Genomic DNA, 15,339 nt, shown 5'->3' on the forward strand with positions numbered 1-15,339 from the left:
TTTTTAAAGAATTAATACATTTTGGCTCAGAGATTGCGTTATTTGCAAAGCAACTCTAAAGGTTATTCCTAAAAACAAAAATAGATTTTATGCGTAAGGCTATCCTATTCTTACTATCCTCTTATTTATATTTCTCTCCATCTTCTGAAAACGGAAGACTCTTTGCTCAATCAATGGAGCAACTTGGTTCGGCTGTTAATACCGAATTTAATGAACTAAATCCTGTGATTTCGCCCGATGGAAAAACACTCTATTTTGTGCGAGTGAGCCACCCATCGAACAATTATGGAGCAAAAGGTAGTCAAGATGTGTGGTATTCTGAAAACAGAGATGGTTCTTGGACAATTGCTCGAAGAATGCCCAATAGCATCAATAAAGACCAATATAACGACCTTTTTAGTATTACTCCCGATGGAAATACGATTTTGATTTCGGGTGTTTATAATGGTGGGCGTCGTGAAAACGAGGTAGGACTTTCTACTTGCAAGAAAACAAAAACTGGTTGGGGTGAGCCACAGAAAGTGATAATTCCGAAGTTTGATGATATGTGTAAAGGTCAGTTTTTGACAGCCTGTTTGTCGAACGATGGAAAAACGCTGATTTTGGCTTTTAGCGAAAAACGTAACAGCAAAGAAGACGATTTGTACGTGTGTTTTTTGGGGAAAGATGGAAAATGGACAAAACCAGAAAGTCTTGGCGATAATATTAACACTGGCGATACCGAAACTACTCCATTCTTGGCATCGGATAATTATACGCTTTATTTTGCAACCGACCGCAAAGGCGGCTTGGGTGGCACTGATATTTGGGTGTCGAAACGCTTAGATAGAAGTTGGAGAAAGTGGTCAAAACCCATCAATATGGGCGATAAAGTAAACAGCGATGCCAACGAACTTTCATACACGATTTCAGCTTCAGGCGAATATGCGTATATGAGTACTAAGAAAAACTCAGTCGGCAAAGGCGATTTAGTACGTTTCAAACTGCGTGAAGAAAAGAAAGTTGAACCAACAGTAGCTGGTGTACAAACTTCAAACACCAGAGTTGAAGAACAAAAAAATCAGAAGGAAGGTAAAAGTGCTGTTGATGAAGGTTCAAGAAATCCAACGCCCGTTGTAATGATTAGTGGCCGAGTTGTTGACCAAAAAACTGGTCGCCCGATTGAAGCAAAGATTGTTTATCAAGACTTAGCTGATGGCGAAGAGCTCGGCGAAGCTTACACCAATCCAACTACTGGCGAATATAAAATTGTATTGCCTTACGGAAAGAAATATTCATACCACGCCATAGCCAAAGATTTTATTGCGATTGGAAAAAACATTGACCTCACGGAAATAAAAGAATTTAAGGAAATCAATGGTGATGACCTTAAATTGGTAGCAATCAAAGAAGGTGAAAAAGTGCCTCTCAACAACATTTTCTTTGAATATGCCAAAGCTACGCTACGTTCGGAGTCATTCCCTGAGTTAGACCGTATTGCTGAAACCTTGAAATCGAATGTAAATCTGACGATTGAGATTCAAGGTCACACCGATAATGTAGGCTCAAACGAAAGTAACTTAAAACTCTCACAAGACCGTGCTGAATCGGTTCGTACTTATTTGTTATCGAAGAAACTACCTGCTAATAGAGTTACGAGTGTAGGTTTTGGCGAAACTCGCCCAATTGCAAGCAACGACACCGAAGAAGGCAAAGCCAAAAACCGCCGTGTAGAGTTTGTGATTGTGAAGAAATAATAAAGTTAGAACGCTGATTTAGCGGATTTTTATAATTATTTATGATAAAAAATCATACACTAACCATAAGAATCATAAAAATCAGCGTTCGATTTTTATTTATAATATTACCGTTCGATTTCCGAAAATGAATACTCGGTCATTAAAAACGAGCTTTAATGCCTGCGTAAGCACCGATTTTTCTACTTCTTTTCCTTCACGAGCCATATCGGTTGCGGCATAGCTATGGTCAACGTCTTTTACGTTTTGAGCGATAATTGGCCCTTCGTCGAGATTATTATTCACAAAGTGAGCTGTTGCTCCAATAATTTTCACACCTCGCTCATAAGCCTGTCTATACGGATTTGCTCCAATGAAAGCTGGTAAAAATGAGTGATGAATATTGACAATCTTATTTGGGTAGTGCGATACAAATTCAGGTGAGAGAATTCTCATGTATTTTGCCAAAACCAAATATTCTGGTTTGTAAATCTCCAACGTTCTTAAAATTGCTTCTTCGTGTTCCTCACGGGTTTTGTGTTCGTGTGTGATGTAATGAAACGGTATGCCGAATTTACTCACAAAAGGTTGAAGCGTATTATAATTACTCACCACGGCTAAAACATTAGCATCGAGTTCATCAAAATTGTAGCGTATCAATAAATCCGAAAGACAATGATGCTCTTTGGTGGCCAGAATCACTACGTCTTTTTTCTTTTTAGGGCTTATGCGTAAACTAATTTCGGGCGTAGCAATCGTTTCCTGCAAATCTTTCAAAACCTTTTGTGGGTCGAGCTTATCGGGCGACTCAAACTCGGTTCGCATAAAAAACTGACTTTCAACCAAATCAGTGGCAGGACTTACGTATTCATCTTGCGAAATAATATTACACTCATTTCGATACAGTACGCTTGTTACATGAAAAATCAAACCTTTGGCATCGGGGCCATCCATCAAAAGAATATGTTTTGCCATTATTTAGCACGCTTTAAAAGATTTTTAGATTGAGAGTTTGTGCCACACCTTATAATCGCTGATAAACAGGTCTATCCCAAACTTCGACCACAAAAATCACATTAATCAAAGTTTAAGATTGCGAATTACGGATTTTAAAATAAATTTACGAACAACTTCAAGCAAAGAATTGTGAAAATATTCAGAATATACCTTTTATTCACACTTTTATCAACATTTTATGGCTCTTTTGCTCAAAATAACATTGAAGTCATTAAGTTTACGGACTTAGAGCAACTCATAAAAACTGAAAATAAAATTAGTGTAATAAATTTTTGGGCGTCGTGGTGTAAGCCTTGTATGAGCGAAATGCCAGTTTTTGAGACTTTAGCCGATAACTTTCGTCTGAACAACGTTTCTGTGATTTTCATTAGTCTTGATTTCAAACGAGACTTAGCAACAGTAGAAAAATTTGTGTCCGAACATCAGATAAAATCGAAAGTGTATTTGATTGACGAACCCGATTATAATAGCTGGATTGATAAAGTAAGTCCGCAATGGTCGGGAGCGATTCCCGCCACGCTAATAAGCAACGGCACTCGGCAGGAGTTTTACGAACAATCATTTGACTATCAGAGCCTTAGCGATAAAATTCGGCACTTTTTTTGAAATACTTTTGTTTTATTAACGTTAGTGAACAATACAGATTGACACAACCATCTTTTTTAATATTTAAGCAAATGAAAAAGCAGTTTTTAATCTTCGGAGCAGTGTTTTTGAGCAGCATTTTCGGGGCAACACAAATGGCTATGGCTACGCCATTGACAGATTTGCCAGAAATTACCGCACCAGCACCTACTGGCTACGCTTTAGGCGATGCTGTATCAGATTTTAAACTCAAAAATATTGATGGAAAGATGATGTCACTGGCTGATTTCAAATCAGCAAAGGGGTTTATCATTGTTTTTTCCTCAAACCACTGTCCATTCTCGAAGTCTTACGAAGACCGAGTGATTGCTCTTGACCGTAAATATGCTTCGCAGGGTTTTCCAGTGATTACAATTAATCCTAACGACCCCGACGCTTATGAAGAAGATTCGTTTGCTAATATGCAAGTACGTGCCAAAGAAAAAGGCTATCCATTTCCGTATCTGACCGATGACACGCAGGTAGTTTCTAAGGCATTTGGTGCGATGCGTACACCGCAAGCGTATATTTTAAAGAAAGAAGGTGGAAAGATAATCGTGAGTTATATTGGTGCCATCGACGATAACGCCCAAGACCCTTCGGGTGTAACAAAACGCTACGTTGAAGATGCCGTAAATAACCTTTTAGTAGGAAAACCAGTAGTGACAACGAGCACAAAAGCTGTTGGTTGTGCCATTAAATGGAAAAGTTGAAATGATTGCATTAATTTAAACAGCAAATACTGTGGACTTATGGGCTATTGACCATTGACTCCAAAAAATATATTTGCCATCTGCGAAAACAGGTGGCTTTTTCTTTTTTATTGACGAACTTTGTATTTATCAGAAAAACGAGATTCCGAGCAGTATTACCAGTTTTCCAGTAACAAATTACCAGTAACCACTTATGAGTAATAAACTTCCCCCTATATTTCCTCCGCAACGAATGGAGAAACTCATGGCTTTTGACAGACTTCTGACAATCATGGATGAACTCCGTGAACAATGTCCGTGGGATAAAAAGCAAACAATGGATACCCTTCGCCATTTAACGATTGAAGAAACTTACGAACTTTCGGATGCGATTTTGGAGAAAGATTTACCCGAAATCAAGAAAGAATTGGGCGATATAATGCTGCATTTGGTATTTTATTCAAAAATTGCTTCTGAAACAGGTGATTTTGATGTGGCTGACGTGCTTCATGGAATTTGCGATAAATTGGTTTCTCGACATCCGCATATCTACGGCGATGTGAAAGTAGAAAACGAAGATGATGTAAAGCGAAATTGGGAACAATTGAAGCTAAAAGAAGGAAATAAATCGGTTTTGAGTGGCGTGCCAGGTTCCTTGCCAGCTCTGGTAAAATCAATGCGAATTCAAGAAAAAGCTCGTGGTGTGGGTTTCGACTGGGAAGAAAAAAGCCAAGTTTGGGCAAAAGTAGAAGAAGAAATGGGCGAGTTTAAGGAAATGTTTGATGTAGAAACCGACCAAGCCATTGACAAAGAAAAAGCCGAAGGCGAATTTGGTGATTTGCTTTTCTCGTTAGTCAATTACGCCCGTTTCATAGACATTAACCCAGAAACTGCTCTCGAACGCACCAATAAGAAGTTTATCAAGCGTTTTCAGTATGTGGAAGAAAAAGCCAAAGAAGCCAACAAAAATCTGAAAGATATGACCCTTGCCGAAATGGATATTTTTTGGGAAGAAGCGAAGAAGTTGTAACATTTAAGTAGGACAGGTTTGTAACCTGTCAAATAGCCATTAACTGACAAGTTACAAACTTGTCTTACCATTATGCCCAGAATACTTGCTATTGACTACGGTGCAAAACGAACAGGTTTGGCCGTAACTGACCCATCAAAAATTATCGCTTCGGCACTCGAAACCGTTCCGACCGATAAATTGTTGGAATATTTAAAGAAATATACCCAAACCGAAGTCGTTGAGGCTTTTGTTGTAGGAATGCCTAAAAACCTTGATGGCACAGCCACCGACGGAACGGCTTACGTAGAGCGATTTGTGATAGAATTAAAAAATATTTTCCCCGAAACACCCATACACTTGCACGATGAACGTTTTACTTCAAAAATGGCTATGCAAACCATGATTGCAGGTGGAATGAAGAAAAAAGACCGACAAATAAAGGGAAATATCGACAAAATCAGTGCGGTAATTATTTTGCAGAGTTTTATGGGGAATTAAAAATATCGAACTGGCAGAACTAATCAATTACATTTTTATAAAAATGGATTTTTCTATGGACTATCGACCATAGACCGTGGACTATCAAAACATGTTTCAACAATTATTTAAAAAAGTGAATAAAGTTGTGGATAAAAACCCGACTTTGCCCACAATAAACAAGCCTGATGCAATTACTGCCAAGAAGATGGGGGAAATTTTACTCAAACATCTTCCTGCAACCACGGTTATGTATTGCTTTGAATTGTGGAAAGAACAACCTTTTTCGTTTAAGATTTCACGCACCCGAAGCAGTTGTTTTGGAAATTATATTTTTCGTGATGGTCAGCACAAAATCACTATCAATCACGACATAAATCAGTATGCTTTTCTGGTAACATATATTCACGAAATTGCCCATCAGCGAGCTTGGCTCAATAAAGGTCGAAAACGAATAGAACCACACGGAAAAGAATGGAAAAAAAGTTTTCAAGATTTAATGCAGCCTTTGCTCAGCGAAGAGCATTTGCCTAAAAAACTGCTTTTACCTTTGAGTGCCTATATGCAAAACCCAGCGGCTTCTTCGGTGAGTTATGCACCTTTGGCCGAAGCTTTGAGAAGTTTTGATGCGGGTGAACAAGTTGGTGTTTCTCTATCAGAATTAACTGACAATCAATGGTTTGAGTTTCGTGGGACTGTTTTCCAGAAAATCGAGAAACGTAGAACAAGGGTGTTGTGTTTGGAGAAACAATCGAAACGCCGATATACAATTTTGGCATCAGCACTTGTCAATCCATTGTGAGTTTTCAATGAATAAAATGTTAAAAAATATAAAAACACAGCCATTTTCCCCACCCCTCGACTTTGCTCGGGGAACGGGAAAAATGATTATGTTATTTTTGAGCTTCGCCTACTCGCTACTCTTCTCTCTTTTTTCTCATGCCCAATCATCAGTTTTAGCCACTGGCGAATGGTATAAAATTGCCACAACTCGCACAGGTGTGCATAAAATTGATGCTTCATTTCTGAGAGATGCGGGAATTGACATTGCTAAACTAAATCCTCAAAACATCAGAATTTTTGGAAATGGTGGCGGAGTTTTACCGCAAGCAAACAACGCTCTTCGGGCAAAAGATTTAACTGAAAACTTCATTGAAGTCGTGGGCGAAAATGATGGAAAATTCGATGCCTCTGATTATATACTCTTTTATTCAGAAAGTTCGCACAGAATACTATATAGCACTAATAATCAACTATTTACCCACCAAAACAATCCATATTCAGACACCTCTTTTGTTTTTCTAAATATCTCCGATACTAAAGGTTTACGCATTAAAAACCAAACTTTAGTGGGTTCAGCCAACAGCATTCTAACTTTTGATGACTTTACTTTCCACGAAATCGACCAAAAGAATGTGGTGAGTTTGGGTGGGCGAGATTTAGGTGGTTCGGGACGTGAGTGGTACGGTGAATCATTTGGCGTAAGTCCAGATATAAGTTTTGATTTAAAAACCGAAGGAATTATTCCAAATTCGAGTATTAAACTTACTTCTGCAATTTTGGGAGCATCATTCACTACAACAAAAGTTATCCTAAAACTTAATGCCGACTCTCTCATCGGAGAGCAAAGCCTCCGAGCCATCGGCACAGGTACTTACGACATTAAGGGCAACGAAAATATTCAGACTTTTACTGCGATTTCCAACGGAAAAAGTACGCAAAAACTTACTTTTAGTTTTAATAAAAACAACCAAAATTCGTCGGTAGCTTATTTAAATTATTTTGAGGTACAAACCAAACGAAAATTACAATTTTATGAGCTGCAAACGCTCGTTCGTTCGATTGAAAGTCTCGGAAATAAAACTTCTAACTTCATCATTAGTCAAGCCAGCAATACACACAAAATTTGGGATGTAACGAATCCTCTTTTACCCGAAAACATTCCTTTTCAAATAAACAATTCAGAAGCCAGTTTCGGGGCAGAAACACAGAATAAACTCAAAACTTTCGTACTGTTTTCAAGCACAAATCTACTCGAACCAAACTCTATTCAGAAAGTAAGTAATCAGAACATCCAGCAAACCCAAACACCTGATTTGCTGATACTTACCATCAAAAACTGGCATGAACAAGCTGAGCGTTTGGCCGCATTCCGCCGAACAAACGATGGTTTATCAGTTGCGGTAGTTGATATTGAGCAAGTTTATAATGAGTTTTCATCGGGTAGCCCAGACCCTACCGCTATTAGAGATTTTGGGCGTTTTTTATGGCAAAAAAATCCAACAAAATTAAAGTACCTTCTACTATTAGCCGATGCCAGTTTTGATTATAAAAATATTATACAATACGCTTCAATTGATACAAAATTACAGATTCCAACTTATGAAAGCCGAGAATCTTTGAACCCTGTAAACAGCTACGCATCAGACGATTATTTTGGATTTTTTGAAGATAACGAAGGCGAGTGGCAGGAAAACAATGCAGGAAATCATTCAATGGAAATCGGCGTTGGTCGTTTGCCCGTGAAGAGTATAGAAGAAGCAAAAAATGTGGTTGATAAGCTCATTTATTATGCCCGAACACAACGAACAGCAGGCAGTTGGCGACGAAAAATTAGCTTCGTGGCTGATGATGGTGATTTTAATATTCACCAACAAGATGCTGATGATATTTCGGAAGTAACCTTAAAGACAACCAAAGACCTGATTATCAATAAAATATATTTGGATGCTTTTCCACAAATTGCTACGGCCAACGGAGCAATTTCGCCCGAAGTGAACAAAGCTTTGAATAAAAGTGTCAATGAAGGTGCGTTGATAATTAATTACAGCGGTCACGGTGGCACTGATGGTTGGACAGAAGAGAAAGTACTGACACGTGACCAAATTCAGTCTTGGCGAAATTTGAATAATATGCCATTGTTTCTAACAGCTACTTGTTCGTTTGGGCGTTTCGATGACCCTGGTAACGTTTCGGGTGCTGAAATGGCAATGTTGAGTCCAAGAGGAGCTGCTATTGGTCTGCTCACTACTACTCGACCTGTTTATTCAAACACCAACTTTTTGTTAAACAATGCTTTCTATCAGGCATTTGCACAAAAAAATACGAATCCGAATCTGCGACTAGGAGATATTTTCAGAATAACCAAGAATAACTCTTTGAGTGGTGTTTTCAATCGAAATTTTTCTCTCTTAGGCGACCCGTCCATGCAACTTGCTTACCCAACCGATAAAATCGTTTTGAGCAAAATCAATGGTACTTCACCCGAAAAGCAAACCATCAAAGCATTATCGAAAGTAAGTTTGGAGGGAGAAATCATTAATTCGGCTGATGGATTAAGAAAAAACAACTTCAACGGAAAAATTCTCGTCTCTGTTTTTGATAAGCCTTCGGAAGTAAGTACGCTTGGACAGAAAACAGAAAAATTTAAGTACAAAACTTACCGAAATCAAGTCTTTGAAGGGCTGGCCGAAGTAAAAAATGGAGTATTTAAGGTAAACTTTGTTGTTCCGAAAGATATTAATTATCAGGTAGGTGCTGGGCGTGTCAACTTCTATGCTATTTCGACTGATAGTACGCTTGATGCTTCGGGAAGCTACAATGAGCTAATGATTGGCGGCAGCGAAACCAACATTTTATCAGATTCAAAAGCACCAGAAATCAAACTTTCGATTGATAAAGATAATCTATTTGAGGCCCAAATATCGGATGAAAACGGAATCAATATTTCGCAAGCTGGCGTTGGGCATGAAATGATTTTAGTGTTAAATGACACACTACAAATCACTGCAAATCAATACTTTACGAGTACCGACGACTATACAAAAGGTATCTTGAAATATAGTTTTGGCAAGCTGCCAGCAGGGCAGTACACCGTTAAATTAAAAGTTTGGGATACCTATAATAATTCAGCCGAGGAAGCGTTAAAGTTTATAGTAGAAACAGAAAAATTAAAGATTCTAAGGGCGTATAATTACCCAAATCCTGTCGAAAGTTCTACTAATTTTTATATCGAACACAATGCCGAAAACCAAGATTTAACCTTTACTTTGTCGGTTTTTAATAGTGCTGGTAAGCAAGTTTTTGAGAAAACCGAGACCTGCTACCTTTGCGATAAAACATTGAACCTTGGCATGAAAATTGAGCCTAAAAACTGGACAATCGGCACCTATTTCTATCGAATTTCTGTTGATTCTGTCTCCGAAAATAGCACCTCATCATTTTCTGGCAAAATGGTTTTTTGGAAGTAATCAAGAAAATAAGTTATATTTGAACTTGTAAAACTAAAGACTAAAACATATTCTGAACCGATAAGTACCCTTCGAGAGGGTAGAATATTAAAAAATCTCACATGAAACGCAAATTAGTAGCCGCTTTGGCAAGTGTAGCTTTAATGAATGCCTTGACCAGTCAAGCACAAGTAAATAATAAATCTGTCCAAAGAACTCTTTCTCCATCTGTACCATTTCTTCTTATTTCTCCGGATTCGAGAGGAGCAGCATTGGGTGATGCTGGGGTTGCTTCTTCGCCAGATGCTAACTCTATCTATTGGAACACGGCCAAATTAGCTTTTATTGATAAAAATCTTGGTACTACGGTTTCTTACACCCCTTGGCTTCGTGATTTAGTAGATGACATGGGCTTAATTAATGCAGGTTTATTCAAAAAAATTGACAAAAACTCTGCTTTTGCGGCATCAATGACCTATTTTAATCAAGGCGAGATTCAGTTTACAACCGCCACAGGTCAGCCAAATGGTACTTTCCAATCAAGAGATTTAAACATTACGGCGGGTTATACTCGTAAAATTGGCAGAGATTTCTCTACGGGTATCAACCTCAAATACATTCACTCTAATCTGATTGGAGCTCAAGTAGTTAACGGTATTGCAAGTAAACCTGCCAGTAACGTAGCAGGCGATTTATCGTTTTTCTACACCAACGAAAAACCAAGTACAAAAAATAAAGACCGTGGCATGAGATATTCGGCTGGTGCAGTAATCTCTAACATCGGTGGTAAAATCAATTATGGTCGAGATGCTTTTTATATTCCAACTAATTTAAAAATCGGCGGAGCGATTAATTTCAAAATTGATGCCCATAATCAATTTAACTTTTTGTTGGATGCCAATAAATTATTGATTCCAACTCCACCATTGAGAGATAATAACGGAACTATCGTGAAAGGAAGAGACCCACAAACTACAGGTGTAATTGCAGGTATTTTTGGTTCGTTTTCAGATGCTCCAGATGGTTTTAAAGAAGAACTAAGAGAAGTTACTTTATCGACGGGTGTTGAATATTGGTACAATAATTTCTTTGCACTTCGTGGTGGTTATTTCATGGAAAGCAACGCTAAAGGTGGAAGTAAATACGTAACAACTGGTTTAGGCTTTAAGATTAATAACTATAACCTTGATTTAGCTTATTTAGTGCCAACTTCGCAAGGTAGCCCACTTTCAAATACTTGGAGAATTACTTTAATCTTTGATTTAGATGCTAAGAAAGTGAGTAATCCAACGGAAGTACCTACTGAGAATCAGTAATTAGATATTTGAAATTAGTTATTGGTTAACTGGTTTCTCCAACAAAAAAGCTCAATGAAATCAATCATTGAGCTTTTTTGTTGGAGTCAAAACCTGCAAGGATTGCGAATCGTCGCACCGTTTGAATACTTGCAGGTTTATTATTTTTATTGCGATTTCTTTAGATGATTTCTTACAAACTCTACCCAATCGGTTTCAGCTTCTGTGATTTTTACATCAGGCGTGATACCCACATTATCAATTGGTTTTTGTGGTAAACGGTGGCTTTTTGCTAACGAGAAAGCTACTCGCCAACCATAACAAGGCAATCCCCAATCACGAACTTCGATGTAATCTGCCAAGCCTTTGGTATTTTCACCAAAAACTATTGTTTTAGGGCTTTGCTTTGCTTCAAAAATAAACTGCTCAGCAGTGCTGGCGGTATTTCTATTGACCAATAATGCTACCTTTTTGGTAGATATTGCTGGATTTGTAGCCGTAAATTCTTTATCGGGGCCTGTTACAAACTTTCCTTTATTTGCTTCCATTTTCTGTAAAACCGTCTGTAATTTTGTCCCAAGGCGTTCTTTATAAATTGGAAACTCTTCGATAGCCTCTAACTCATGTTTTATTGAGATAATATTTTCGTCGGTAGCTCTGAATACTCCCCCTTTACGAACGATTGGAGTAGTGCCAATGTACGGAAAAAGTGGTGTAAAAGCCGCATCATCTCCTCCTGGATTATTACGTATATCGATGATAAGACTGGTTGAAGTCTTTAATATTTCTTCGTTTTTCTGCACCAATTCTTGTACAAATTCGGTGGCATTCGGAAGGGTAAACGGAGGTAAAACAATGAGAGCTGTTTCTGCATCTAACTTTTCAATGCGGTAATCGGCTATTTTATGCAGCAAATCTTCGTTATTTACTTCTTCCTTCGGTATCGGGAATAGTTTATTGAATTTGTAGATATTTTCAATAATCAAAAAGTTTTTTACCTCACGAGTAAAATTCTTTTCGCTCGAAAAGTCGGCATAATAATAGTTAGTAATATACTTTTCGGGAGCAACCTGAAGCATTTCAAACTTTGCCTTCCCTGCTTTCCAAGCTGCATTTCGGTCGTTTAGAAGGAAACCTATAAATAATTTCGGATTATTTTTGTCTTTTACAATTCCCAGTTTGTAAGCTTTATCATCGCTTTCCCAAATACCTTCAACCGACTGCAGTTTATCAACATTTTGTTTCAAATATTCTGAAAAACTGGCTTCGTTGAACGAAAGCTGAGTAACCTTTGCAGCTCGGGCGGCAACGACTTCGGGAGCATCGTCTATACTATACGGCGTAATTGGAGTTACAAAAAGATGTCCGTCTTTAAAGAAATCGAACCATTTTTTGATATGAAAATAACACTCTTTTTCGTCAGTGATTCCCTGAGCCTTATTTCTAATCTCTTGGGTCAGTTTATCAAACTCTGCTTGATTTTTTGTGGTAATTTTATCGTCCCAACCTGCGTAATTGTCCTTGATTTTTTGGTAGGCAAAATCAAAATTTTGCGAGCATTTACACTCTTGCTGAGAAAAGCCTAACTGACTAATCATCAAGCTGATAGCTAAAAAATATATTTTCATTTCTGGGTTTACGATTTCCCGAAAAACAACCAAATTTCATGCCTAATCCTTCGTCTCCTTCGTAAAAAAATAAACGAGCCATATCTTTAGATGCAGATATGGCTCGTTTAAGCACTTTTCTTGAAAAAATTATTGATAGGCTACAGCCGTTTGTTTTTGAGTACCGAGTTTATCAATGCCCAGCTCAACCACATCGCCTGCCACTAAATATCTCTGAGGTTTCAAGCCAAGACCAACACCTGCAGGTGTTCCAGTTGAAATCACATCGCCTGGAAGCAGCGTCATGAATTGGCTTAGGTAACTCAAAATCGTTGAAATATCAAAAATCATATCGTCAGTGTTTGAGTCTTGGAGCATTTCGCCATTGAGCGAAAGCCACAAACGCAAATCGTGCGGGTTCGGAATCTCGTCGGCTGTTGCCATAAATGGCCCAAGTGGAGCAAAGGTATCGCAACTTTTACCCTTTACCCATTGTCCGCCACGCTCCAACTGAAACTCACGCTCACTGTAATCATTGTGCAAACAGTAGCCCGCTATATAGCTCATGGCATCCTCTTTTTCTACATAACTTGCCTTTTTGCCTATTACAAAAGCCAACTCAACTTCCCAGTCGGTTTTTACTGAGTTTTTAGGGATAATCACATCATCGTTTGGCCCACAAAGAGCAGTTGTAGCTTTAAAAAACACTACTGGTTCGGTTGGCACAGCCATGCCAGACTCCGCAGCGTGCTTGGCATAATTGAGGCCAATACAAATGATTTTTGATGGACGAGCGATACAAGAAGCCAATCGTACGTCATCGCCTACAACTGGACAAGCATCGGCGTTTGCTTCGAGCCAAGTACTGAGTCTTGAAATACCATCAGTTGTAAAGAAGTTTTCGTTGTAATCTTCGCCAAAAGCTGATACATCAATTTTTTTACCATCGGAGAGAATCACTCCTGTTTTTTCGTTGGTTGGTTCGCCAAAGCGGAATAGTTTCATGTATAATTTTGAATGAGTGATTGATTGAATAAGTGAATATTTATGTCATGCTAATTCTCTGACCATCAGCAATATATCATCGAGATATTCTCTCGAATTACTTAGTCTTGGTACTTTGTTTTGTCCGCCCAGTTTTCCTCGTTTTGACATCCATTGGTAGAAAGTGCCGTTTTCTACAAAATGTACTTTTGGCAACAAAAGAGCCATATCTTTGTAGCGTTTGGCGTCGTAATCTGAGTTTACTTTTCGGAGCGAATTATCGAGCGTTTCTATAAAAAGTGCTTCGTTTTCTGGTTTTTTAGAACACTCTATTATCCATTCGTGGCAACCCTTGCTTCCATCGCCCATGTAAACTGGCCCCGCTGTGTAGTCGGCTATTGTTGCACTGGCAGCCGCACAAGCTTCGGTGATTGCCATATCTGCATTTTCGATAACCACTTCTTCGCCAAAAGCATTGATAAAGTGCTTCGTTCGGCCACTTACTTTTATTCGGTATGGGTCAATTGACGTAAACTTTACGGTATCGCCAATTTTATATCGCCAAAGCCCTGCGTTAGTCGAGATTACGAGGGCGTAGTTTTTATCCAATTCTACTTCTTCGAGGGTTAGTGTTTTTGGATGTTCTTTGTCCCATTCTTCCATCGGAATAAATTCGTAGAAAACACCATAATCAAGCATGAGTAGCATTTCTCCTACCCTACTGAGTTCGTCTTGAATCGCAAAAAAGCCTTCTGAGGCGTTGTATGTTTCAAGATAAGTAACTTGGTCAGATGGGAAAAGTTTTGTTCGGAAAAGGTCTCTATAAGGCTGAAAAGCCACTGCTCCGTGTACGAAGACCTCGAAGTTTGGCCAAACTTCGAGTATATTTTTTTTACCTGTTCGTTCGAGAATATTTTCGAGCAGAACGACCGTCCAAGTTGGTACGCCCAGAATACTGGTTACGTTTTCTTGGGTGCAAATCTGAATCATCTGCTCCATTTTTTCTTCCCAATTATCAAGTAAGGCGATTTCGCTCGGAGGCGTGCGAATAAAATCAGCCCAAGCAGGAAGGTTTTTGGTGATTACTGCCGAAATATCGCCCGCCTGTGTAGTAGCATTGAAAGGATTTGGATGAAGCGTGCCACCAATTGACAAGCCTTTTCCGTCATAAAGTTTTGCTTCTGGACGGTTATTGAGGTAGAGCGTCATCATATCTTTACCTCCTCGATAATGGCAGTCTTCGAGCGATTCTTCTGAAACAGGAATAAATTTACTGCGGGAATTAGTTGTTCCCGAAGATTTTGAAAACCACTTTATTTCTGACGCCCAAAGTACGTTTTGTTCGCCCTTCAGCACACGTTCGATATAAGGGTATAGTTCTTCGTAGGTCGAGATTGGCACTCTCTCCTGAAAATCTTTGATAGTATCTATGCTGCTGTAATCGTATTTTAAACCCCACTCAGTATATCGAGCATTTTCGATAAGGTCGTGGAAAATACGATGTTGGGTGTCAATCGGGTTACGCAAAAATTGCTCAATGCGTTCGATTCGACGTTTAAGAAAAAAACTAAGTATGTCGTTAAGCATGCTCATTTGGTGGGTTGAAAGCACCAAACTCTTTAACACCACAAGTTAGGGTTTGTAGTTTAGTAGTTTGTGACTCCAAAATTCTTTGGAAAATTAGGCT

The 15,339-nt window shown here is 38.7% G+C and carries 12 protein-coding genes; 8 read left to right on the forward strand and 4 right to left on the reverse strand.

Annotated features, from left to right (window positions below; all coding sequences use genetic code 11):
• Positions 1 to 89 precede the first annotated feature (89 nt).
• Positions 90 to 1,736 carry an OmpA family protein gene (locus IEX65_RS24390; RefSeq protein ID WP_188770339.1) on the forward strand — a complete coding sequence of 549 codons (1,647 nt, stop codon included), beginning with the start codon at positions 90 to 92 and terminating at the stop codon, positions 1,734 to 1,736.
• A 99-nt stretch (positions 1,737 to 1,835) separates the two neighbouring features.
• Here IEX65_RS24390 and purU read toward each other — a convergent pair whose 3' ends face one another.
• Complete coding sequence (gene purU, locus IEX65_RS24395) at positions 1,836 to 2,690, reverse strand: formyltetrahydrofolate deformylase (protein ID WP_188770341.1); 855 nt, start codon at positions 2,688 to 2,690, stop codon at positions 1,836 to 1,838.
• A 171-nt stretch (positions 2,691 to 2,861) separates the two neighbouring features.
• Here purU and IEX65_RS24400 point away from each other — a divergent pair, with 171 nt between their 5' ends.
• The 7 genes from IEX65_RS24400 to porV all read left to right on the forward strand — a co-directional run bounded on the left by IEX65_RS24400 (position 2,862) and on the right by porV (position 11,082).
• Complete coding sequence (locus IEX65_RS24400) at positions 2,862 to 3,338, forward strand: TlpA disulfide reductase family protein (protein WP_188770343.1); 477 nt, start codon at positions 2,862 to 2,864, stop codon at positions 3,336 to 3,338.
• Between the two features lie 71 nt (positions 3,339 to 3,409).
• Positions 3,410 to 4,069 carry a thioredoxin family protein gene (locus IEX65_RS24405; protein ID WP_188770345.1) on the forward strand — a complete coding sequence of 220 codons (660 nt, stop codon included), beginning with the start codon at positions 3,410 to 3,412 and terminating at the stop codon, positions 4,067 to 4,069.
• Between the two features lie 193 nt (positions 4,070 to 4,262).
• Positions 4,263 to 5,078 (forward strand): nucleoside triphosphate pyrophosphohydrolase, encoded by an 816-nt coding sequence (gene mazG / locus IEX65_RS24410; protein WP_188770347.1) that lies wholly within the window; start codon positions 4,263 to 4,265, stop codon positions 5,076 to 5,078.
• A 72-nt stretch (positions 5,079 to 5,150) separates the two neighbouring features.
• On the forward strand, positions 5,151 to 5,558 hold the full coding sequence (ruvX, locus tag IEX65_RS24415; protein WP_064197679.1) for a Holliday junction resolvase RuvX: 408 nt from the start codon (positions 5,151 to 5,153) through the stop codon (positions 5,556 to 5,558).
• Between the two features lie 91 nt (positions 5,559 to 5,649).
• On the forward strand, positions 5,650 to 6,339 hold the full coding sequence (locus tag IEX65_RS24420) for a SprT-like domain-containing protein (RefSeq protein WP_188770348.1): 690 nt from the start codon (positions 5,650 to 5,652) through the stop codon (positions 6,337 to 6,339).
• Between the two features lie 82 nt (positions 6,340 to 6,421).
• Positions 6,422 to 9,787, forward strand: coding sequence for a type IX secretion system sortase PorU (gene porU, locus IEX65_RS24425; protein WP_188770350.1), 3,366 nt, complete (start codon positions 6,422 to 6,424; stop codon positions 9,785 to 9,787).
• A 101-nt stretch (positions 9,788 to 9,888) separates the two neighbouring features.
• On the forward strand, positions 9,889 to 11,082 hold the full coding sequence (porV, locus tag IEX65_RS24430; RefSeq protein ID WP_188770352.1) for a type IX secretion system outer membrane channel protein PorV: 1,194 nt from the start codon (positions 9,889 to 9,891) through the stop codon (positions 11,080 to 11,082).
• A 146-nt stretch (positions 11,083 to 11,228) separates the two neighbouring features.
• Here the strand turns inward: porV and IEX65_RS24435 are convergent, their stop codons facing one another.
• The 3 genes from IEX65_RS24435 to IEX65_RS24445 all read right to left on the reverse strand — a co-directional run bounded on the left by IEX65_RS24435 (position 11,229) and on the right by IEX65_RS24445 (position 15,245).
• Positions 11,229 to 12,689, reverse strand: coding sequence for a S41 family peptidase (locus tag IEX65_RS24435; RefSeq protein ID WP_188770354.1), 1,461 nt, complete (start codon positions 12,687 to 12,689; stop codon positions 11,229 to 11,231).
• A gap of 129 nt (positions 12,690 to 12,818) precedes the next feature.
• A complete protein-coding gene (locus IEX65_RS24440) occupies positions 12,819 to 13,673 on the reverse strand; it encodes a fumarylacetoacetate hydrolase family protein (protein WP_188770356.1) in 855 nt (284 codons plus the stop codon).
• Positions 13,674 to 13,718: 45 nt separating this feature from the next.
• Positions 13,719 to 15,245 carry a GH3 auxin-responsive promoter family protein gene (locus tag IEX65_RS24445; RefSeq protein WP_188770358.1) on the reverse strand — a complete coding sequence of 509 codons (1,527 nt, stop codon included), beginning with the start codon at positions 15,243 to 15,245 and terminating at the stop codon, positions 13,719 to 13,721.
• Positions 15,246 to 15,339 lie beyond the last annotated feature (94 nt).

The sequence above is a fragment of the Emticicia aquatilis genome (assembly GCF_014644295.1).
Classification (GTDB): domain Bacteria; phylum Bacteroidota; class Bacteroidia; order Cytophagales; family Spirosomataceae; genus Emticicia; species Emticicia aquatilis.

Coding starts and splice junctions, on each gene's coding strand:
- IEX65_RS24435 (WP_188770354.1), bottom strand. CDS start 12,689: ATGAAAATATATTTTTTAGCTATCAGCTTGATGATTAGTCAGTTAGGC.
- mazG (WP_188770347.1), top strand. CDS start 4,263: ATGAGTAATAAACTTCCCCCTATATTTCCTCCGCAACGAATGGAGAAA.
- IEX65_RS24445 (WP_188770358.1), bottom strand. CDS start 15,245: ATGAGCATGCTTAACGACATACTTAGTTTTTTTCTTAAACGTCGAATC.
- porU (WP_188770350.1), top strand. CDS start 6,422: ATGATTATGTTATTTTTGAGCTTCGCCTACTCGCTACTCTTCTCTCTT.
- purU (WP_188770341.1), bottom strand. CDS start 2,690: ATGGCAAAACATATTCTTTTGATGGATGGCCCCGATGCCAAAGGTTTG.
- IEX65_RS24390 (WP_188770339.1), top strand. CDS start 90: ATGCGTAAGGCTATCCTATTCTTACTATCCTCTTATTTATATTTCTCT.
- ruvX (WP_064197679.1), top strand. CDS start 5,151: ATGCCCAGAATACTTGCTATTGACTACGGTGCAAAACGAACAGGTTTG.
- IEX65_RS24420 (WP_188770348.1), top strand. CDS start 5,650: ATGTTTCAACAATTATTTAAAAAAGTGAATAAAGTTGTGGATAAAAAC.
- IEX65_RS24440 (WP_188770356.1), bottom strand. CDS start 13,673: ATGAAACTATTCCGCTTTGGCGAACCAACCAACGAAAAAACAGGAGTG.
- IEX65_RS24405 (WP_188770345.1), top strand. CDS start 3,410: ATGAAAAAGCAGTTTTTAATCTTCGGAGCAGTGTTTTTGAGCAGCATT.
- porV (WP_188770352.1), top strand. CDS start 9,889: ATGAAACGCAAATTAGTAGCCGCTTTGGCAAGTGTAGCTTTAATGAAT.